The sequence below is a fragment of the Caulobacter henricii genome, assembly GCF_001414055.1.
GTDB classification, from domain to species: domain Bacteria; phylum Pseudomonadota; class Alphaproteobacteria; order Caulobacterales; family Caulobacteraceae; genus Caulobacter; species Caulobacter henricii.
In genome coordinates this window covers 846,160-866,050 of record NZ_CP013002.1, presented here as the reverse complement: position 1 = coordinate 866,050, position 19,891 = coordinate 846,160, and the positions used below count along the sequence as shown (strand labels likewise).

At 69.6% G+C, this 19,891-nt stretch carries 17 protein-coding genes; 1 reads left to right on the top strand and 16 read right to left on the bottom strand.

Going from position 1 to position 19,891, the window contains the following annotated elements; translation table 11 throughout:
* Positions 1-39: 39 nt before the first annotated feature.
* The 16 genes from AQ619_RS04070 to AQ619_RS03995 all read right to left on the bottom strand — a co-directional run bounded on the left by AQ619_RS04070 (position 40) and on the right by AQ619_RS03995 (position 19,104).
* Positions 40-1,446 (bottom strand): sensor histidine kinase, encoded by a 1,407-nt coding sequence (locus tag AQ619_RS04070; RefSeq protein ID WP_062144620.1) that lies wholly within the window; start codon positions 1,444-1,446, stop codon positions 40-42.
* Positions 1,447-1,477: 31 nt separating this feature from the next.
* On the bottom strand, positions 1,478-2,149 hold the full coding sequence (locus tag AQ619_RS04065; RefSeq protein WP_062144617.1) for a response regulator transcription factor: 672 nt from the start codon (positions 2,147-2,149) through the stop codon (positions 1,478-1,480).
* A 189-nt stretch (positions 2,150-2,338) separates the two neighbouring features.
* A complete protein-coding gene (locus tag AQ619_RS04060; RefSeq protein ID WP_062144615.1) occupies positions 2,339-3,910 on the bottom strand; it encodes a trypsin-like peptidase domain-containing protein in 1,572 nt (523 codons plus the stop codon).
* A 101-nt stretch (positions 3,911-4,011) separates the two neighbouring features.
* On the bottom strand, positions 4,012-4,530 hold the full coding sequence (locus AQ619_RS04055; RefSeq protein ID WP_062144612.1) for a cytochrome c-type biogenesis protein: 519 nt from the start codon (positions 4,528-4,530) through the stop codon (positions 4,012-4,014).
* Positions 4,527-6,509 (bottom strand): heme lyase CcmF/NrfE family subunit, encoded by a 1,983-nt coding sequence (locus AQ619_RS04050; RefSeq protein ID WP_062144609.1) that lies wholly within the window; start codon positions 6,507-6,509, stop codon positions 4,527-4,529. Before AQ619_RS04050 ends, AQ619_RS04055 begins: the two co-directional genes overlap by 4 nt.
* The gene (gene ccmE, locus AQ619_RS04045; protein WP_062144606.1) at positions 6,506-7,015 is read right to left on the bottom strand and encodes a cytochrome c maturation protein CcmE; all 510 of its coding nucleotides are present in this window, start codon (positions 7,013-7,015) and stop codon (positions 6,506-6,508) included. Before ccmE ends, AQ619_RS04050 begins: the two co-directional genes overlap by 4 nt.
* On the bottom strand, positions 7,012-8,133 hold the full coding sequence (gene ccmI / locus AQ619_RS04040) for a c-type cytochrome biogenesis protein CcmI (RefSeq protein ID WP_062144603.1): 1,122 nt from the start codon (positions 8,131-8,133) through the stop codon (positions 7,012-7,014). Before ccmI ends, ccmE begins: the two co-directional genes overlap by 4 nt.
* A gap of 61 nt (positions 8,134-8,194) precedes the next feature.
* Positions 8,195-9,526: a hypothetical protein gene (locus tag AQ619_RS04035; protein WP_062151260.1), complete on the bottom strand. Its 1,332-nt coding sequence runs from the start codon at positions 9,524-9,526 to the stop codon at positions 8,195-8,197.
* Positions 9,527-9,714: 188 nt separating this feature from the next.
* A complete protein-coding gene (locus AQ619_RS04030) occupies positions 9,715-11,106 on the bottom strand; it encodes an ATP-binding protein (protein ID WP_062144599.1) in 1,392 nt (463 codons plus the stop codon).
* A 22-nt stretch (positions 11,107-11,128) separates the two neighbouring features.
* A complete protein-coding gene (locus AQ619_RS04025; RefSeq protein ID WP_062144597.1) occupies positions 11,129-11,806 on the bottom strand; it encodes a response regulator transcription factor in 678 nt (225 codons plus the stop codon).
* 12 nt (positions 11,807-11,818) lie between these two features.
* Positions 11,819-12,136, bottom strand: a complete 318-nt coding sequence (locus tag AQ619_RS04020) for a PepSY domain-containing protein (protein WP_062144594.1) — start codon at positions 12,134-12,136, stop codon at positions 11,819-11,821.
* 145 nt (positions 12,137-12,281) lie between these two features.
* Positions 12,282-13,229 carry a DnaJ C-terminal domain-containing protein gene (locus tag AQ619_RS04015; RefSeq protein ID WP_062144591.1) on the bottom strand — a complete coding sequence of 316 codons (948 nt, stop codon included), beginning with the start codon at positions 13,227-13,229 and terminating at the stop codon, positions 12,282-12,284.
* A gap of 82 nt (positions 13,230-13,311) precedes the next feature.
* The gene (locus AQ619_RS04010; protein ID WP_062144588.1) at positions 13,312-17,118 is read right to left on the bottom strand and encodes a baseplate multidomain protein megatron; all 3,807 of its coding nucleotides are present in this window, start codon (positions 17,116-17,118) and stop codon (positions 13,312-13,314) included.
* Positions 17,119-17,180: 62 nt separating this feature from the next.
* Positions 17,181-17,831, bottom strand: coding sequence for an NlpC/P60 family protein (locus AQ619_RS18655; RefSeq protein ID WP_084745752.1), 651 nt, complete (start codon positions 17,829-17,831; stop codon positions 17,181-17,183).
* Complete coding sequence (locus AQ619_RS04000) at positions 17,828-18,472, bottom strand: baseplate hub domain-containing protein (protein WP_062144585.1); 645 nt, start codon at positions 18,470-18,472, stop codon at positions 17,828-17,830. Before AQ619_RS04000 ends, AQ619_RS18655 begins: the two co-directional genes overlap by 4 nt.
* Positions 18,472-19,104: a DUF2460 domain-containing protein gene (locus tag AQ619_RS03995; protein WP_062144582.1), complete on the bottom strand. Its 633-nt coding sequence runs from the start codon at positions 19,102-19,104 to the stop codon at positions 18,472-18,474. The genes AQ619_RS04000 and AQ619_RS03995 overlap by 1 nt, the downstream gene beginning before the upstream one ends.
* Before the next feature lie 261 nt (positions 19,105-19,365).
* Between AQ619_RS03995 and AQ619_RS03990 the strand changes: the two genes are divergently transcribed.
* The gene (locus AQ619_RS03990; protein WP_062144578.1) at positions 19,366-19,824 is read left to right on the top strand and encodes a DUF805 domain-containing protein; all 459 of its coding nucleotides are present in this window, start codon (positions 19,366-19,368) and stop codon (positions 19,822-19,824) included.
* Positions 19,825-19,891: the final 67 nt, after the last annotated feature.

The following is a 19,891-nucleotide window of genomic DNA, read 5'->3' as shown; positions in this document are numbered from 1 at the left end:
AAGAAGAAGCCTTGCCGGAACCGCCGGGGCGGACGCCCTCTATTCCACCCTTGGCAGCACCAGGGCGACCCGCAGACCCGGACCCATGCCGTTGTATTCCCCGGGACCTTCGGCCAGTTCCAGCCGGCCACCATGCGAGGCAGCCACGGCCTGGACCAGGGACAGGCCCAGGCCTGCACCCGGCTCGCTGCGGCTGTTTTCCAGCCGCACGAAGCGCTGCACCACCCGGGCCCGGTCCTCATCGGGCACACCCGGACCGGTGTCGGTGATCGAGAACTCCAGCTCGCCGGACGAGCGCCGACGCGCCCGCAGCATGATCGCCCCACCCGACGGGGTATATTTGATGGCGTTGTCGAGCAGGTTGGCCAGGGCCTGGGCGATGAACTCGCGATTACCCCGGATGTGCAGGGCCGGTGTAATCTCGGCCTTGAAGTCCAGCCCCTTGTCCTCGCAGGAGAACTCATAGAGTTCGGCCATGTCACGGGCCAGTTCCGAGGAGTCGAAGCTCTGCTGGTCGGGAGCCTGACCGGCGGCCTGCAGGCGGGCAATGGCCAGGACGGCATTGAAGGTCTTGAGCACGCCATCGGCGTCCTGCAGGGCCGTTTCCAGCGCCGCGACCGGATCGCCCTTGCCATTCTCGGCGTCGATCAGGGCCACTTCCATACGGGCCCGCAGGCGCGTCAGGGGCGAGCGCAGGTCATGGGCAATGGCATCGCCGGCATGGCGCAGACCGCCCATCAGCCGCTCGATGCGGTCGAGCATGTCATTGAGCCCTTCGGCCAGCTCGTCATATTCGTCGCGCGCCCCGCGAACCTTGGCGCGGGCCTGGAGGTCCCCGGCCTGCACCGCAGCCACCAGGTCGACGAGGCCCTGCATGCTGCGCGAGACATTGCGGCTGATCAGCACGCCACCCGCAAGGCCCAGCAGAATCACCAGGGCCCCGGCCCCCCACAGGGCCCGGACAATCTTGCGCACATAGCCTTCGGACGCGGCCACATCGGCACCGACGAACAGCACCTCGCCGCCGGCCAGGCGCTCCTGCACCCCGCGAGCCGGATTGCGCATCTCGGCCCCGTCGAGGTCGACCTCGGTGACCTTGAAACTGGACCAGCTGGGGCCGTCGCCTTCGAAGTCGTCGAGGGGCGAGGCCTCGATCGAACCCGAGATCCGTTTGCCGGTCTTGTCGGCGAGGAAATAGAGGAAGGGCCGTTCGCCGCTCGCCCGTTCGACGATCGTCTGGTTCAGGGCATTGACGCCGCCCTGCCGATAGGCGGCCTCGAGGCTTTCCATCTCGCGGTTGATCTCGGCGTCGGCGCGGCGGTTCACCTCGCCGGCCGTGGCCACATAGATGTAGCCCAGGAAGGCGCTGGCCGCCGCTGCAAACAGGGCCAGAAACAGCAGGGTCAGCCGGAACGGCGTGGTGCGGAAAAGGCGCGGCAGGCGCATGGGGGCTCTCGGCGGCGGACCGCCCTATCTCCTACGGATCGAGCCTGTAGCCCGCGCCGCGCACGGTCTGCAGCATGGCCCGGTCGAAGCCCTTGTCGATCTTGCTGCGCAGGCGCGAGATGTGCACGTCGATGACATTGGTCTGCGGGTCGAAGTGATATTCCCAGACCTTTTCCAGCAGCATGGTGCGGGTGACCGACTGCCCGGCGTGGCGCATCATGAATTCCAGGAGCTGGAACTCGCGGGGCTGGAGATCGATCTCCTTGCCCGCCCGGTGGACGGTCCGGTTGATCAGGTTCATCTCGAGTTCGCCGACCTTCAGGGTGGTGGCGACCGCGCCCGTCTCGCGACGGCGCGACAGGGCCTCGACCCGGGCCATCAGCTCGGGAAAGGCATAGGGCTTGACCAGATAGTCGTCGGCACCGGCCTTGAGACCCACCACGCGGTCACTGACCTCGCCCAGGGCCGACAGGAACAGGACCGGGGTATTGTCCCCTTCGCGGCGCAGGGTCTCGACGACCTCGACACCATCCTTCTTGGGCATCATGCGATCGACGATCAGCACGTCAAAACCGCCCTTGCCGGCCTCCTTGAGTCCCGCCTCGCCGTCTGGGGCGTGGACGCACTCATAGCCGGCTTCGGTGAGGCCGTGGCTCATTGCGCCCGCCGCCTCAATATCGTCTTCGATGATCAGAATACGCATCAGCCCGTCCCTCATGCGCCCGCCAATAGGAAGACTGACGGTCTCCCGATTCGACCCTAGGACGCGATCCTTGCTGATGGATACCGGTTTTGACCGGGCCCGTCCCTTAAACCTTGGACAGATACAGGACGCCCCGCCCCGGAGGAACCGGAGCGGGACGCTGGCAGAGCAGTTTGGCCGACCCTGAGGTTAGGGTGCGATCTTCAGCGGGACGAAGACCGGACGGCCCTGGCGGATGATCTTGGCCAGAACACTGGTGCGGCCACCCTTCTGGGCCGAGGCAATCGCGGCCGCGACCTCACCGGTCGCATTGACCGCGACGCCGTTGACGCTGGACAGGACGTCGCCCTTGACCAGGCCCTTCTCGCCGGCGTCGGAGTCCGACTTGACCCCGGCAATGAGCACGCCACGCACGTCCGGTGCGATCTTGTAGGTCGCGCGGGATGCCGTATCGAGCGGGGCCAGGGTCAGACCCAGGGCTTCGAACTTCTGGGTCTGGGGCTTGTCCGGGGTATCGGGCGCGCCGCCGTCCTCGTTGGTATTGTCATTGACGCCGAGGGCACCTTCGGACGGACGCACACCGGACTTGACCTCGACCGTGCGGGGCTTGCCGCCGCGCAGGATCGACAGACGGATGGTGTCGCCCGGCTTGGCCTTGGCCACTTCGCGCGTCAGTTCCGAGCCGCTCTTGACGTTGGTGCCATTGACGGCCGTGACGATGTCCTCGGGCAGCAGGCCGGCCTTGGCGGCGGGGGCACCGGCCACCAGTTCGGCGATGATGGCCCCCTTGACGTCGGGCATGCCCTGGGCCTCGGCCATTTCCTGCGAGAAGTCCTGGATATTGGCCCCGATATAGCCGCGAACCACCTTGCCGCCGGCGATCAGTTGCTTGGCCGTGGCCTCGGCCACGTCGGCCGGAATGGCAAAGCCGATGCCGACCGATCCGCCCGTCGGCGAGAAGATCGCCGTATTGACGCCGATCACCCGGCCGAAGATGTCGAAGCTGGGACCACCGGAATTGCCCCGGTTGATCGGCGCATCGATCTGGATGTAGTCGACAAAGCGCGACGAGCTGTCGCCCAGGTCGCGGTTATAGGCCGAGATGATGCCGGCCGTGGCGGTGCCGCCCAGACCGAAGGGGTTGCCGATGGTGATGACCCAGTCGCCGACCCGCGGCTTGGCCTGGTTCTCAAAGTCGACATAGGGGAAGTCCGCGCCCTTGGCCTTGGGATCGGTGACCTTGATCACGGCCAGATCGGTGCCTTCGTCGCGACCGACCACGGTGGCCTTCAGCTGGCGGCCGTCCTTCATGACGACATTGATCTCGTCGGCGTCGGCGACCACGTGGTTGTTGGTGACGATGTAACCGTCGGCCGAGATGAAGAAGCCCGAGCCCGAGGACTGCTGCTTCGGTGCGGCGGGGGTGTCCTCCTCGCCCTCGGCGCCCGGCTTCTGGCCGCGCGGCACGATGTCGAAGCCTTCGAGGCCCGGGATGCGCAGGCCGCGGGCGGGGCTGGCCTTGGAGGTCACATCGATCTGGACGACGGCCGGCGAGACCTTTTCAAAGATGTCGGCGAACGACATCGGGGCACCGGGCGGCGGCGCGAAGGACGGGGCGGCGGCCGTCGAGACACGGATGGCGGCCGGGGCCTCGGCGGCATCGGCCGTCCCCATCCGCATGCCCATGCCGGCCAGAGCCGCGGCGGCGACGCCCGCGCCGGCAACGGCGCCCACAATGAAACCCGACTTCCTAGCGGTCATCTCTTGTCTTTCCTCACCCACGACGCATCGCGCCGGGACCTGTCATACGAGAACCTAATCGCGATGGCGTAACGCGCAATGGTTCTCGAATTATCTTTCCGTCACACGGAAGGTGTTTCTTGCGGCCGCTTTTCGGCGCAATCGTGGCCGAGGTCTTCCAGCAGTAGCGCCAGGCGGGCTTCTTCTTCGGGCGAGAGACCCGGCGCTTCGTCCGGCTCGGCCGCGCCATCCGCCCGCCGCCGGCGCAGCAGCGCCACCAGCAGGCCACCGCCGGCCGCCAGAATACCCAGCGGAGCCAGCCAGAGCGCGGCATTGCCGGCCGAGAAGGTCGGCTTCAGCAGAACAAACTCGCCATAGCGGGCGACGAGGAAGCTGCGAACCTCCGCATCACTGCGGCCGCCGGCGATCTCCTGACGGACCACCCGGCGCAGATCCCCGGCCAGCTCAGCCTGGGAATCATCGATCGACTCGTTCTGGCAGACCAGGCAGCGCACCTCGCGGAACAGCACCCGCGCGCGGGCCTCCTGGGCAGGATCAGGCAGACGCTCACTGGGCTCCGAGGCTGCGGCCATGCACGCCACGGCGGCCAGGGTGACGAGCACTGCCCTGAGCCGGTTCATGCCTGGGCCTCCGAGGCCTTGCGACCGACGCCCAGCCGCAGCCGGCGGTCCGACACCGATATGGCCCCGCCCAGCGCCATCAGCAGGGGGCCGAGGAAGATCAGCCGGACCCACGGATTGACATAGGCCCGGACCAGCCAGGCCGGCTTGCCGCTCTCACTGCCCCGGCGCTCGCCCAGCACCACATAGAGGTCGTCCAGCCCCTTGGGGCAGATCGCCACCTCCGAGGTCGTCTGGCCGCCGGTCGGATAGTAGCGCCGCTCGGGCTTGGCCTGGCAGACGACGCGACCGTCAGGGTCGGTAATCCGCACCAGGCCGCGCTCGGCCAGATAGTTGGGCCCCTCGACCGAGCCGACATTGGTCAGGGTCACTTCATAGCGCCCCAGCTTGAAAGACTGGTTCAGGTTCAGGGCCTGGGCCTGTTCGACCCGCCAGGCGGTCTCGAACGATGCGCCCAGCACAAAGACCCCCATGCCTGCATGGGCCAGGGTCGTGCCCCAGGCCCCGCGCGGCAGGCCGACGGCCCGGCGCCAGACCTCGGCCAGAGGGGCACGCAGGAGCTTCAGGCGCTCGGCCAGTTCGGCGAGGGCCCCGCCGATCAGCCAGAACCCGAGCGCGACGCCGGCACTGGCGAGCGCCTTGCGCGGCGTGATCAGGGCATAGGTGAGCAGGCCCAGCAGGGCGGCGGCGGCCAGGGCCAACCACAGGCGGCGCATCACGGCCGAGGCATCGCCGCGCTTCCAGGCCAGCAGGGGTCCGGCCGGCAGGATGGCCAGGGCCAGCAGCATGATCGGCGTGAAGGTCAGGTTGAAGAACGGGGGGCCGACCGACACCGCCTCGCCGTCGAACGCTTCACGGATCAGCGGATAGAGCGTGCCCAGCAGCACGGTGGCCGTCGCCGTCGACAGCACGATATTGTTCAGGACAATGGCGCTCTCACGGCTGACCGGGGCGAACAGGCCTCCGGAATTGAGCGAGGGCGCGCGCAGGGCAAACAGCAGGAACCCGGCACCGGCGGCCAGGCCCATCATGATCAGCAGCAGCACGCCCCGGGTCGGGTCAACGGCGAAGGCGTGGACCGAGGTCAGCACGCCCGAGCGCACCAGGAAGGCCCCCAACATCGAGAAGGTAAAGGCCGCCAGGGCCAGGAAGACCGTCCAGCCCGGCAGGGCCCCGCGCTTCTCCATGACGATGGCCGAGTGCAGCAGGGCCGCGCCGATCAGCCAGGGCATGAAGCTGGCATTCTCGACCGGATCCCAGAACCACCAGCCGCCCCAGCCCAGTTCATAATAGGCCCAGAAGGCGCCCAGGGTGATCCCGATGGTCAGCAGGCTCCAGGCCGCCAGGGTCCAGGGCCGAACCCAGCGGGCCCAAGCCGCGTCGACCCGCCCGTCCATCAGGGCAGCCATGGCCAGGCTGTAGACGACCGAGAACCCGACATAGCCGGCATAGAGGAAGGGCGGATGCACCGCCAAGGCCCAGTCCTGCAGCAGCGGATTGAGCGAACGCCCCTCGATCGGGACCTCGGTCAGGCGGACCATCGGATTGGAAGCAAAGACCGTATAGGCCAGGAACATCACGCCCAGGGCCCCCTGGACAGCGACCGCATAGGCCCGCAGGCGCGGCGGCAGGCTGGCGCCGAACAGGGCCATGGCCGCGCCATAGCCGGTCAGGACCAGGCACCACAGCAGCATCGAGCCCTCGTGGCTGCCCCAGGCCCCCGCCACCTTGAACAGCATGGGCTTGGCGGTGTGGGAATTGGCCGCGACATTGGCCACCGAGAAGTCCGAGCTGACAAAGGCCCAGACCAGACAGGCAAAGGTGACGGCCGTGGCCCCGAAGGCCGCCAGGGCCGCGCCGCGTCCGGCCCCGGCCAGCATCGGCGCGCGCCGGGCTCCGGCGACGGCGGACAGGCCGGTCTGGGCGACCGACAGGACCAGGGCCAGGATCAGGGCAAAGGCGCCCAGTTCGATGATCATTTGCGATCCTTGCCCTCAGCGGCAGAGGACCCGTCATAGGCGGGTGGGCCTGCGCCCTCGCCGCGCCATTCGCCCTGCTCCTTGAGGGCCTTGGAGACCTCGCGGGGCATGTAGCGCTCATCGTGCTTGGCCAGCACCTCCGTGGCCATGAACACGCCACGGTCGTCGAAGACCCCCTGGGCGACGATGCCCTGGCCCTCGCGGAACAGGTCGGGCAGGTCGCCGTGGAACTTGACCCTGGCTGTGGACCTTTGGTCGGCGATCACGAACTCGACGTCGCCGCCGGGATGCTTGATGACGCTGCCCTTCTGGACGAGACCGCCCAGCTGCACCTTGCGACCGGCCGGCACCTTGGCCTCCTGGGCCTGGGCCGGGGTGTAGAACAGCGAGATGGCGTCCCGCATGCCGTACAGCGCCAGGCCCACGGCCAGGGCCAGGACCGGGGCAATGGCCAGCAGAATGGTCAGGCGCCGGCGCGCCTTGCGGGATTTCGGCCAGAAGCTCACGGACGTCCCCCCTCGGTGCCGGACTGGGATTGCGGCGGGGTCTGGGCGGCCTGTTTCAGGGCCGCCAGAATCTTGGGCTGATCGCCGAAGCGCTGGTTCGCCGTGGCGAGGGCGGCATCCCGCCGGGCCGTGTCGCCCAGAACCGCATAGGCCCGGACCAGTCGAACCCAGCCATCGGGATCATCAGGCGCGGTCTTCAGGCGGGCGGCCAGGCCCTCGACCATGCCGGCGATCATGCCCTGGACCTGGGCGTTGTCCTCGGGCGCGGCCTGACGGGCAGGCAGGCCGCCGGCGGCCTGGACCTGGGCGATTTCGCGGTTCATGGCCGTCCGACGCGGGTCCGTCGGCGACAGACTGTCGGCCACGGCGCGCCAGTCGGCCAGACCGCCGGCCACATCGCCATCGCTGATCCGGGCAAGGCCCAGATGATAGCGGGCCGAGAGGCTGGCGGGATCGATCTTCAGGGCCTGCCGGAAGGCCAGACGAGCATCGGTGCCGACTTCGCCGTCCGCTTCCGCCACGAAGGTTTCGCCCAGACCGATCCAAAGGTCTGCGCGGCCGGGAGCCAGGCTTACCGCGCGGCGCAGGGCTTGTTCGGCCCCGCCGACGTCGCCCGAGGCGCTGCGGGCCATGGCCAGATGCTTCAGCGGTTCGGCGTCTCCGGGCCGTTCGGCGACTATGGTTTCCAGCACGGCGGCGATGCGGGGCGGATCCAGCTGGGCCGGGTCGGTCGCCCGCCATTCGGCCACGCGCCGGGCATAGGGCTGGTCGGAAAAGCCGGGCGAACCCAGCACCAGATAGGTCGCCAGGGCCAGGAGCGGCGCAACGGCAGCGGCCGTCACCGCAAGGCGGCGGGATCCGAGACCATCGCGCGACCAGACCTCGGCGCGGTCGGCCTCGACGAGCAGGCGACGCCCCGCCTCGGCCCGGGCCGCCTTGCGTTCGCCATCGTCGAGCAGGCCGCCGGCAGCCAGGCGGTCGATTTCGCCGAGCTGGCGGCGATGGGCGTCAAGGCCCGGTGCGGTGCCGTCGACGGCACCGGCCCGCGCGGCGCTGCGCAGAACCAGGGCACCGGCCGCAGCCGACAGCCCGGCCGCCGAGATCCAGAAAGCGATCATGCTTCGCCTGTTAGCCGGGAATGCGCGCCGCCGTTAGCGAAAAAAGCGCTTAAGGGATGGATCAGGCCGCGATCGCGGCGGCGGCCCGGCGGCGGACGATTTCAGCGGTCTTGTCGTCGCGCGTATGGGCGATGAAGGTCGCCGCAACATCGAGATACTGCTGGGCCAGGACCGGATCGCCGCCTTCGCCGGTGCGGGCGGCATAGAGCACGTCCTCGATATACTGATCGAGGCGGGTATTGAGCTTGTCCAGGACCTTGGTCCGGGTGGCCCCATAGCCGCTCTGGGCGGCGCAGGGTCGAAGTTGTTCGATAAAGACCAGGATCGCCGTGGCGCGTCGCACCGCCGTCGGGTCCGGCTCGGCATTCAGCTTGGCAATGCCCTTGCCGCCCTTCTTGCCCAGGATCGAGATCGGCTTGGTCGGCAGGGCCTCGGCCAGTTCCTTTTCGGCGGCGTTCATCCGCAGTTCGGCGACCTGGGCGATTTCCTGCTTGTACTTGGCCAGACGACGCCCCCAGGGGCCGTCCTTGGCGATGTTCACGGTCTGCTCGAACTCGGTGATCTGAAGGGACACGCGCTGGGCGGCCAGGGCGGCCTCGCGTCCCAGCTTCTCGCCCTTGTCGAGGCTGAAATCACGGATCAGGGCAATCGCTTCGTCGATCTCGGCCAGCACGCGCTCGCCGAACGAGCCGACTTCCGATGAGGCCAGATAGCGGTCATTGGGCCGGTCCATGACCGCCGAAATGACCCGCAGGATCCGCCAGTCGTCGGGCAGGTGCGCAGCCAGCATGTCAAACAGCCGAGCACCGGAGTCCTCACGGATCGCGCAGGCGTCGCGATACGCCAGGCGCGCCGCCGCAGCCCGTTCACCGCTCATCCGGCTGACCCAGTCCGACAGCTTGGGCAGGGAGGCCCGGACGATGTGGCCGATCTCCAGGCAAGCGATCAGTTCGTCGGTGTTGCCGAGGCTGCGGGTCGCATCAAAGGCGTCCTGCTCGGCGTCGCGCAGGCAGCGCGCCGCCATCCGGCAGAGGTCGTCAAAGACCTCCGGGGCCCCCTGCTCCAGGTCCCAGGGACTGCACTTGGCGGCAGCTTCCTCGACGCGCTGAGGCGTAACGACCTTCAACGCTTTCCACAGGGACGGCAGGACCCGCGGCGAGAAGCTGATCTGGCCTGCCCCGCGCGTGGCGCACATCGGCACGATCGGCGCGAGAACATTGTTGCGAACGAATCGGTCGGCGGTCTCGTCCTCGACCAGGCCCCGCACCTGGGCGAGCCCGCCCGTTGTGCCGACGCCGGCCAGGGCCAGTTCCAGACTGCGCAAGGCAGCGTCCGGCGCGGTTTCCACCAGCATCCGTACGATCTGCAATTTGTGCGCAGCGATTGCGGCCATGATCCCCCGCCGGATCCCAAAGACCGACAGCGTCAACCATGTTGGCAACGAGGTTAAGACTTTCCCAAATCCGCCAAAAAAGTCGCTGAGGCGCGCTGATGGGAAAGTCGAGGAAAGCCGAGGGCTTCGCGAGGCTTAGGGGCCTTCATCGGGGCGGCTGGCAACCCGTAGGGTGCGACAGAACGCCGCTAGGTTTCGGCGCTCGGAAGATCCAGCCGGACCTGCAATCCGCCCATGGGCGATTCACCAAGTGTCACCGACCCGCCATAGGCCCTGGCCAGTTCGTCGACGATAGACAGGCCCAAACCTGAACCCGGGGTATGCTCATCCATGCGCTGGCCCCGCTTCAGGGCATCAACCCAGCGTTCGGGGGGCAGGCCCGGACCATCATCCTCGACCACCAGGGTCCAGCGACCGGTCGCGCCCGGCGCGGCGATCACCCGGATACGGCCCCGGCACCACTTGCCGGCGTTCTCCATGACATTGCCGGCCAGTTCCATCAGATCCTGCTTCTCGCCCTGGAAGCAAAGGTCCTCGGGACAGCGCCAGTCGATCTCGATGCCCTGCCCGCCGGCCTTGTCCTGAAAGATCCGCTCCAGGGTCACCGCCAGCTCGTCGAGGATCGGCTCGACCGGCGTGCGCTCGCCACTGGTCTGGGAACGGGCCGCCGCTCGGGCCCGCCGCAGATGGTGGTCGACCTGCTCGCGCATCACATCGGCCTGACGGCTGACGACATCGGCCAGGGATCCCGGCTGCTGGCTGGCCTCGGTGATCATCACCGACAGCGGGGTTTTCAGGGCATGGGCCAGGTTGCCGACATGGGTGCGCTGCCGCTCGACCACTTCCTGGTTATGGGCCAGCAGCGCATTCAGTTCGACGGCCAGGGGCTCAAGCTCGTCGGGATAGGCGCGGGTCAGGCGCTCGCTCTTGCCGCGCCGCACCGAGGCCACCTCGCGCCGCAGCTGGAACAGGGGGGCCAGGCCCACCCGGACCTGCACGACCACCGCCAGGATCAGGCCGCCGCCCAACAGCAGCAGGGCCACGGCGGTGATGCGGCCAAAACGGTCGGCGTCGGCGTCGATCGGCGAGCGGTCCTCGGCGGCGATGAACACCACGGGATCGGGATAGCCCGGCAGGCGGGCCTGGATGGCCGCAGCCCGCAGCGGCTTGTCCTGCGGCCCCTGCATGTCGAAGTACAGGGTCTTGCCCGGGGCAGCGTCCAGCAGGTCGATCTGCCGCGACGCCACCATCAGATCGCTGTCGAACAGCGAACGTGACCGCTCAACGACCTTGATCGCGCCGTCGGCTGTATGGCGCGCGATGATCCAGTAGCGGCCGGAATAGGTGCGGGTGGCGCGGATATCGGTCAGGAACGGGGCCTTCAGCACCCCGTCCTCGACCGTCGAACCGGCATAGAGATCGTCGGTCAGCACCGCCAGGGACTGGTCAAAGCGGCGGATGGCGGCGTCGCGGAACTGGGCGGTCAGGAAGACGCCGGCGACGATCAGCACCACCGCGTTCCAGACGACGGCCAGCAGGACCAGCCGGCGGACCAGGGAGGGACGGCGAAGGTCGAACACGGCTAGGCGCCCGCCGCAGCCGTCACTCGGTCGCCTCGCCCTCCAGCGGGGTCAGGCGATAGCCGAGGCCGCGCACGGTCTCGATGCGGTCGGAGCCCAGCTTCTTGCGCAACCGGCCGATGAACACCTCGATGGTGTTGGAGTCGCGGTCGAAATCCTGGTCGTAAAGGTGCTCGACCAGCTCGGTGCGCCCGATCACCCGTCCCTGGTGCATGATCATGTAGTGCAGCAGGCGGTATTCCAGCGAGGTCAGACGCAGGGGCTCGCCATTGACGCTGGCCCGGGCGGCGCGCGGATCCAGCCGCAGCCCGCCGCAGGACAGGCTGGGCGCGGCATGGCCGGCCGACCGCCGCAGCAGGGCCCGCAACCGCGCCAGCAGTTCCTCGGTGTGGAACGGCTTGGCCAGATAGTCATCGGCACCGGCATCGAACCCGGCGACCTTGTCGCTCCAGGCCGCGCGGGCCGTGAGGATCAGGACCGGCGTGCTGACATTGCCCCGCCGCCAGCGTTCCAGCACCGAAACCCCGTCCACCTTGGGCAGGCCGAGGTCCAGGATCACGGCGTCATAGGGCTCGGTCTCGCCGAGGAACTGGGCTTCCTCACCATCGGGCGCATGGTCGACCGCATAGCCGGCATCGGCCAGGGCCAGTTTCAGCTGACGCGACAGGTCGGGATCGTCCTCGACGAGCAGGATACGCATGCAAGGAAGTCCCTAGTTGGCGCTGAGGATCTGACCGGTCTCTGCGTCGACGATGAAGTCAATACGGCGGCCGTCGTCTGTGGCCCATCGGACCCGATAGTTGCGGCCTTCAAGCCCGGCATCCAGCACCCGGCCCGGCGTCCGGCGGCTGATCTGGTCGATCACCCGCGAGAGAGGCACCAGTCGGCCGGACTGCACGCCGCCGCGCGCCTGGTCGGACTGGGCACGCCAGCCGGCTCCAAGCGAGTCGCGGTCACGCTGGGCCAGGGCCGCACCCGGCAGGGCGGCGGCGACGGCGACAGCGACGAGAAGGGCGCGGATCGGTTTCATGCTGACGGGTGTAATGTCCGGCGGCTGAATGGAGACTGAACAAGCCGCTTATGAACGGCGTGTGGCGTTCTGTCACGGGCGGGAACGCTCTGAGGCGAAAAGGGCCGTTGGCGGTTTCGGAAGAGGTTCAAAACCGCCTGCCCCGCTATTTCCGCTTCGGTGCGTAGGGCTTCTGGTCGCGCCAGGCCTGTGCGAACTTTTCGAGGTCGCTGTCGGGCTCGTCGGGCAGGGTCACGACCAGCTTGGCCAGCAGGTCGCCGCGCTTGCCCTTGGCGTCGGCCAGGCCGCGGCCTTTCAGGCGCAGGGTGGCCCCGCTGTTGGAGCCCTTGGGCACGGCCAGCATGACATTGCCGTCAGGGGTCGGGGCCTCGATCTTGCCGCCCAGAACCGCATCGGGCACCGAGACCGGCAGGTCCATGACCAGGGTCTCGCCCTCGCGGCGATAGACCGGGTGGGGCTTGATGGCCAGTTCGATCAGGGCGTCGCCCTGGCCGCCGCGGCCCGGACTGCCCTGGCCCTTCAGGCGTAGGGTCTGGCCGTCCTGGGCCCCAAGCGGGATGGTGACGTCGATGGTGCGGCCATCCGAAAAGGCCACCCGCTTCTTGCCGCCCCGGATGGCTTCCTCCAGGTCGATGTCGAGGCGGGCCTTGACGTCGGCACCGCGCGGCGAGAAGCCGCCGCCCGAACCGCTCCCAAAGCCGCCGCCGCCGCCACCGCGGGCCCCGCGCCCGAGGATGTCGCCGAACAGGTCGCCCAGATCGATCTCGGGACCGTCGTCTCTGCCACCGCGCGACTGGAAGCCGCCGCGATTGAAGCCCCCGCCGCCGAACGGGCTGCCACCCGCCCCGCCGAAGCCGCGCGTGGTCTCGCGACCGTCCGCGTCGATCTCGCCGGCATCGAACTTCTTCTTCTTGGCCGGGTCGCCGAGAATGTCGAAGGCGGCACTGACCTGCTTGAAGCGGTCCTCGGCCGCCTTGTTGCCCGGATTGGTGTCCGGGTGAAACTGCTTGGCGAGCTTGCGGAAGGCCTTGCGGATCTCGTCCGGCGTCGCGGTGCGGGAAACGCCAAGTTCCTGATAGGGGTCGCGCGCCAAGGAGAGTCCTCGAGAGTGATTGGATAGCCCGCCCTCAATTAGGCCTTTCGCGGCGGCGCACAAGCGCAATGTGGCATTATTATCACAGCAACTTGCTGGCCGGCGCGCCCCAGCCGACGGCGGCCGAGCCCTGGACGACCTCTGCCGTCAGCAGACCGGCGGATCCGGCCGCCAGATCGGCGCCCCGCATGGCAGCCGTGTGAACGAAGCCCGGGGTCGCCAGTTCCACCTCGCGGACCACGACCGCGCCGTTCAGTACCCGTAGTCGCCAGGCCTCGCGGGCTTCGCTGAGCGGAACCTCGCCGGCCCAGACGTCGCCGCCCAGCCGGTCGCGGCGGATCCAGCCGATCCGGCGATCCGCGCCGGCCGCCGTGACCCGCAGATGGGCCGGAGCCAGGGGCCTGAGCGCCCGAGCGCGCCAGACGGCCTCGACCTCGGTCATCGACGGACCGGCCGGTGGCCCGCCCGCCGGGGCCGCGCGGATCCACAGGGGTACGTCCCGCTCGAACGGCGCGACGTCCAGCCGGAGCAAGGCAGAGTCGAGCAGGACCGCCGGGGATCCGGCCGCCAGCACCAGGTCGCTGGCCGCCCCGTCCCTCTGGCCGCGCAACAGGCCCGACAGGGTCCAGACATCCCCGGCCACCGCCTCGGCCGTCGTGAAGCCGATCACCTCCCAGTCGCCCGAAGGGGCCCGAACCGCCAGGCCGTTGTCGCCGGTCAGGACGGCCGACAGGCTGCGGCTGATCAGGCTCGTCCCCTCCAGTCGCACGGTCAGGCGGCCGGAGCGGTCCAGTCGATGGGGCGAGGCCGGCGGCAGGTCCGTCAGGGTCACCCCGACCGTGGCCGGGGTGGTCACCCGGCCGCGCAGGCTCAGACCGGTCCGGTCGCCGCCGGCATGGAGATCGAACGGTCGCCAGGGCTCGGCCGCGACCGCGACCAGAGGCCGGGCGTCATCGCGGCTGGCCGGCAGGTCCAGCACCTGCAGCACAGGTGGCCCGACCGGCTCACGCGGCGGGGCCGGGCTCCAGTCCGGCCCCGCCGCGACTGCGGTCACGGCCGGAAGCGGGGCCAGGGTGGCGCGCGGATGCTCGTCCAGATCGACCCGCACCACCCGCCAGGCCTCGCCGTCGAAACCGATCCGATCGCCGGCCTCCAGCCGCAGCGCCGCCAGGGGGGCCAGGTGAAGGACCGTCTCGGTCTGGGTCGCGGCCGAGCGATCCAGCAGGCGGCGCCCGACGGCCTGGGCCTCGGCAGGCAACATGACGATCGGCGCGTCGGCGTCGGCCGTCCCCTCCCCGTCGGAGCGGCGCACGATCACCGCGCCGGTCTGGTAGTCGCGCCCCGCATCGATGAAGCGCAGCCGCAGGGCGCGGGCGGAGGCGACCAGCGCCCGGCTAGTAGCCGTGGCGGCGGGACGATCCTCGGGCCAGGCCAGGTCGGCTTCTCCCAGGACCTGCCGGACGGCACCGGTCAGGGACACCAGCCGCACCCGATCGCCCCGCTCGACCGCCTCGAGACCGAAGGCGGCGGTCAGGGGAGCGAGGGCGTCGCGCAGCCGCATCGGCCGATCCAGCACATAGCCGGCCACCACCCCGCCCGCCTCGCCCGGATCGAGCGTCACCCCGGCCCGCGCGGCCAGGGCGACGACCAGCTGGGCCAGGGGCGCGATCCCGGCCCGGCCGTTCAACCAGTGGCCCAGGGCCCAGTTGGCCGCATCGCGCCAGACGGTGTCGCGGGCCGGGAAATCCGGAAAGGGCCGGGCGTCCCAGCACCAGGCGCTGGCCGCCTCGATCATCGGACCGCCATAGGTCGGCGAGACCGGATTGGCGGTTGGGTCGGCCAGCCAGTCGAGCACCGCCTCCAGCATCAGCCTCTGGCCAAAGGCGTCCGGCGTGCCGCTGGAATAGGGCGGCAGGCGGCTTTCCGCGCTCTTGGGATCGACGAACAGGTTGGGGGCATTGGCACCCCGGTCGACGGCGGGACAGCCAAACTCGGTCAGGCGGATCGGCTTGGAGCGGGGGACCCAGGCGGTCGGCGTGGCTGATCGCACCCCGCCGGGCCGGTCATGATGCGGCTGCGACCACCAGGACTTCAGGTCCTTGGGCCGGAACATCCAGGCCTCGCCATGGGCCCCGTCAGTGATCGGGGTGCGCGTCTGGGCGTCGCGGTCGGCGGGGCTGCCATAGAACCAGTCAAAGCCCTCGCCGCTGGTCAGGCGGGCCCGCAGATAGGCGAAATCGTGCGGACCTTGAAAGCCCGCCGCCGCATCCAGATGGCCCTCGCCGTCCCGCCAATCGGTAACCGGCGGATAGTAGTCGATGCCGACGAAGTCGATGGCCGGGTCAGCCCAGAGCGGATCGAGGTGGAATACGGCATGGCCCGAGCCGTCGCGGGGCTGGTGACCGAAATACTCGCTCCAGTCGGCGGCATAGCCCAGACGGGTGCCGGGCCCGACCATGGCGCGCACATCGGCGGCCAGGGCCTGTAACTGGGTCACCGCCGGATAGGTCCCGCCCGGTCCGCGCACCGTAGTCAGGTCGCGCAGTTCCGATCCGATCAGAAAGCCGTCGACGCCTCCGGCCAGGGCCGCCAGCCGGGCATAGTGCAGGATCATCCGCCGAAAGCCCCAGCCGCTGCCCGTGAAACCCGGCAGGCCGTCGCTGTCGCCGAACTGGCCGGGGGTCGCGGACCCGAAGAAGGCCGAGACCTGGGCGGCGGCGGTCGCGGTCCCGTCCGGCGAGCCCGCCTGGCCCGGCGCCGGATGGCAGGTGATCCGCCCCCGCCACGGATAGGCCCCCTGCCCGCCACCGCCATGGGGATCGGGCAGGCCTGAGCCGTGCGGCACGTCCATCAGCACGAAGGGATAGAGGCTGACCTTCAGTCCGCGCCGCTTCAGCTCGGCAATGGCCTGCAGCACCGCCCGATCGGACGGCGTGCCGCCATAGGCCGGCCCGCCGTCATGGGTCGAAACGAGGTGGGCCTCGCTGCGCCCCACCCCGCCCGCCCGCCAGTCGAAGGCCAGGGTCGCCTTGGCCGGCTGGTCGACGCCCGGCCGGATCTCGCAGGCCCCGCAGCGCAGGTCGGTGCCGAACCACGAGACCACCAGGGTGACGTGATCCACCGCCGGCAATTGCGCCTGCAACTGGTCGAGCGACACCAGCAGATCGGGCCGGCCCTCGGTATTGTTGACGTTCTCGGCCGTGGTGCGGGTCAGGCCGTCGCGCCGCAGCACGGCTTCGGTGGCATAGACGAACTCCCCCGCGCCCGGGATCAGGCAGACGCCCTTCAGCCGCGCCTCCAGCCCGGTCGGCGAGCCGGGCCGGCGAAAGACCTCGAACGACAGCTGCGGCGGACGATGGCCATAGGGCTCCAGCGGCAGGTCCTCGAACACCACATAGGCCAGGCCGCGATAGGCCGGGGCCGAGCCTTCGATCGCCTCGATCAGCGGATCGGGGGTCTGGTCATCAGTGCCCAGATGGACGCGCATCGTCACGCCGCTCAGGTCCATCACCCGACCATCGGCCCAGACCCGGCCGATCCCGTCGATCGGTCCCTCGGCCACCGCCACGGCGAAGGACAGGCTGTAACCATAGCTCGTGGTCTTCTGACCCTTGCTGCCCCCGACCCGGCCTTCGATCCGGGTCTCGCGAAAGCGCGCCGCCCAGATCACATGGCCCCCGACCCGTCCCTGACCGAAGACGCAGGGCATGGCCGCGCCCTCGGCAGCGCCGGTGATGCGCAGTTCCGGGATCCGTGGTCCCAGCTGGCGAGCGGGCGACAGGGCGTTGATCACGGCGGTGTCCGCCGCTCGCCCCAGCATCGCACCGACAAAACCGCCGACCGGCCCGCCCAGGGCCGCACCGACGGAAGACAGGATCACCTGGGCCATCTTGGGGGTTCCCTTGAAACATCAATTCAACCGCTCTTCCCGGCGAAGGCCGGGACCCAGAGTCATCCAGAGCGGTTGGGGATGACGTGCCTACGGCCGGACCCGAAATCGCAACCGTTCAGGTCTCGAGCTGGGCCCCGGCCTTCGCCGGGGAGAGCGGGATATTGAGATTGTCGACCTGGAAACCGGAACGCCGCCACCCGGCGCTCGCGCCACCAGCGCCCGAGCCAGGATTCGACACAGGCCCGGCCCCAATAGGCGTGGATCATCCGGTCCGGCGCCGACAGGATCGCGCAGTGCTTGGCCATGGCCCCGGGCTGAATGCGGAACACCAGGACATCGCCGGGACGGACCTCGGACAGGGCCAGGGGCCGGAGCCAGCGGCCGAGGGCCTCCAGCAGGATCTCGCCCTCGCCGATCTCGGCCCAGTCGGGACGATAGGGCGGCGGAACCTCGGGCTCCTCGCCCTGCAGGGCCCGCCAGACGCCGCGGACCAGGCCGAGACAATCGCAGCCGACGCCGCGCAGGCTGGCCTGGTGCCGATAGGGGGTACCGAGCCACAGGCGGGCGGCAGCGAGGACCCGATCCTCCCCCTCCGGGGGAGGTGGCCCGGAGGGCCGGAGGGGGCAGCGCGGCGTCCGCCCGGATGGCCCCCTCAGTCGCTCCGCGACAGCTCCCCCAGAAGGGGAGCAGCTATCCCCACCCTCCCTCACCGCCGTCCCCCGTCATGGCGCTCGCCCTCGGTCGGATAGAGGGTCAGGAAGTCTTCGCCCGGCAGGGTCGGAAAGCCCCTGAAGTTCAGGCCATTGGCAAAGGTCTGGACGCAGGTCGTCCAGCGCTTGTCGCACGCGGCCCCGGGCGCGGGGGTGATCCCGCAGCGGCTGTCGCCGAGCACGACGTCGCAGAGGCGGCCATAGGTGCGGCCCGCCACCCGCTCGAGATCGGCCAGGGGCCCTTCCAGCGCCGCAGTGAAGATTGCCCCTTCACGGCGCAGGCTGGCGATGCGGGCCGTCCATAGTCGAACCACCAGGTCCGGTCGTCGCCAGTCGACGCGAAGGCAAGCCACCCTGGCCCCGTCATAAAGCCCGGCCACGATATCGGCCTCGCTCAGAGCCCCGTCGTCGAGCGCGCCGAGGGCGGCCGAAAGGCCGGGCGCGAAGCCGGCGGCGGCCTCGAAGGCTCCGGCGGTCCAGCCCGTGGCTGCCCGACAGGTGACGCCGTCGACCACCAGGTCGCGGTCATGGTCGGTAAAGCCGAGGACAGCGCCATCGGCGCGGGTCAGGATCCAGGCTTGGCAAAGGCTGGCCGCGTCGCTGTCCAGGCGCTCGGCCAGGTCGGTGGGGACGGCGAGCATCAGAGCCGGACCTCGACCAGGGGACAGGCGGCGATCCGGGCGGCGGCAAAGCCCTCCATCTGCAGGTCCAGCCGGTCGATGTCGAAGCGTACCGGGGTGTCGAACTCGAACCCCGCCGTCACCGCTGCCCCCGAGGCGGGCGCGACCGCCAGAGTGACGAGGCCGGTGACCGGATCGACTCCATAGGCTGCCGGGGCGAGGACGACCCCGCCGACGGCGACCTTGACCGTGCCGGCGACCGGCTTGGCGATCGGGCGGACCACGGCCTCGGGTCCGCTACCGTAGGTCCGGGTCAGTTGAAAGGTCCGGCGCGTGCCGTCGCCGAGCCCGATCGGCTGATCGCCGGCGGCGGGCTGGGTGGAGGGGGCGCAGGACTTGAAATCGGACGGGTCGCGGAAGCGAAAGCCGTGCAGCCGACCACGTCGGGCCTCGAAGAAGGCGACCAGTTCGGCCAGCTCGTCCAGCGGCCGGGCCGCCGTGGCGATCAGATAACGCCGCCGTCCCTGTTCCCAGGGACTGGACCGGCGCTCGTGCCCCGAGGCCAGGGTGACCACCTCCGTGCGCCGTTCGACGCCACTGGTGCAGCCGAAGGCCAGCCGCGCCGGCAGGCGGATCTCGTGGAAGGCGCTCATCGGCGGCTCCTGGATTTTTGGGGTGGGGATGGACGCGGCCAGCGCCGCAGGCCCCCTCCTGACCGCTGCGCGGTCGTCCTCCCCCGGAGGGGGAGGACGCTCTCATCTTCCTCCTCCGGGGGAGGCGCGCCGCAGGCGCGGAGGGGGCGAGTGACAGGACGGCTGGGGAGCAGACCGCGATTAAGTCTGCGTCATGACCTGGTTTTCACTTCGTTTGCGGCGAACCAGCCCGTAGGTATTGGCTACGAACTGGAGACCGTCATGGACTGGAAGAACCTGTTTTTCTCGGCTGAGGGCCGCATCGGCCGCCAGGCCTTCTGGATCGGCTGGCTGTGCCTGCTGGGTGCCAATGTCGTGGCCGGCTGGGTGCCGTTCTTCGGCTGGGCCCTGTCCCTGGCCTCGATCTGGTGCTCGATCTGCATCCACTCCAAGCGCCTGCATGACATGGGTCAGACCGGCTGGTGGCAGGTCCTGCCCTGGGTGTTCGGTCCGGTCCTGGTGTTCGGCTCGGCCATCTCGATCGGCGTGTCGGCAGCCCTGGCGGCGATCGGCAACGGCGAGCCGGATCTTGCGGCCCTGACAGCCCTGGGCGGCTTCTTCATCTCGCTGTTCGTGGCCTTCGCGGTCTGGCTGGCCTTCACCCTGTGGGTCGGCTGCAGCACCGGCCAGCCCGGCGACAACAAGTATGGCACCGCGCCGAATACGGCGGTGGCGATCTAGTCAAGGGCCCCGTCCTGGCTGCTGCGCAGCCATCTTCCCCCTCCGGGGGAGGAGCGCGCAGCGCGGA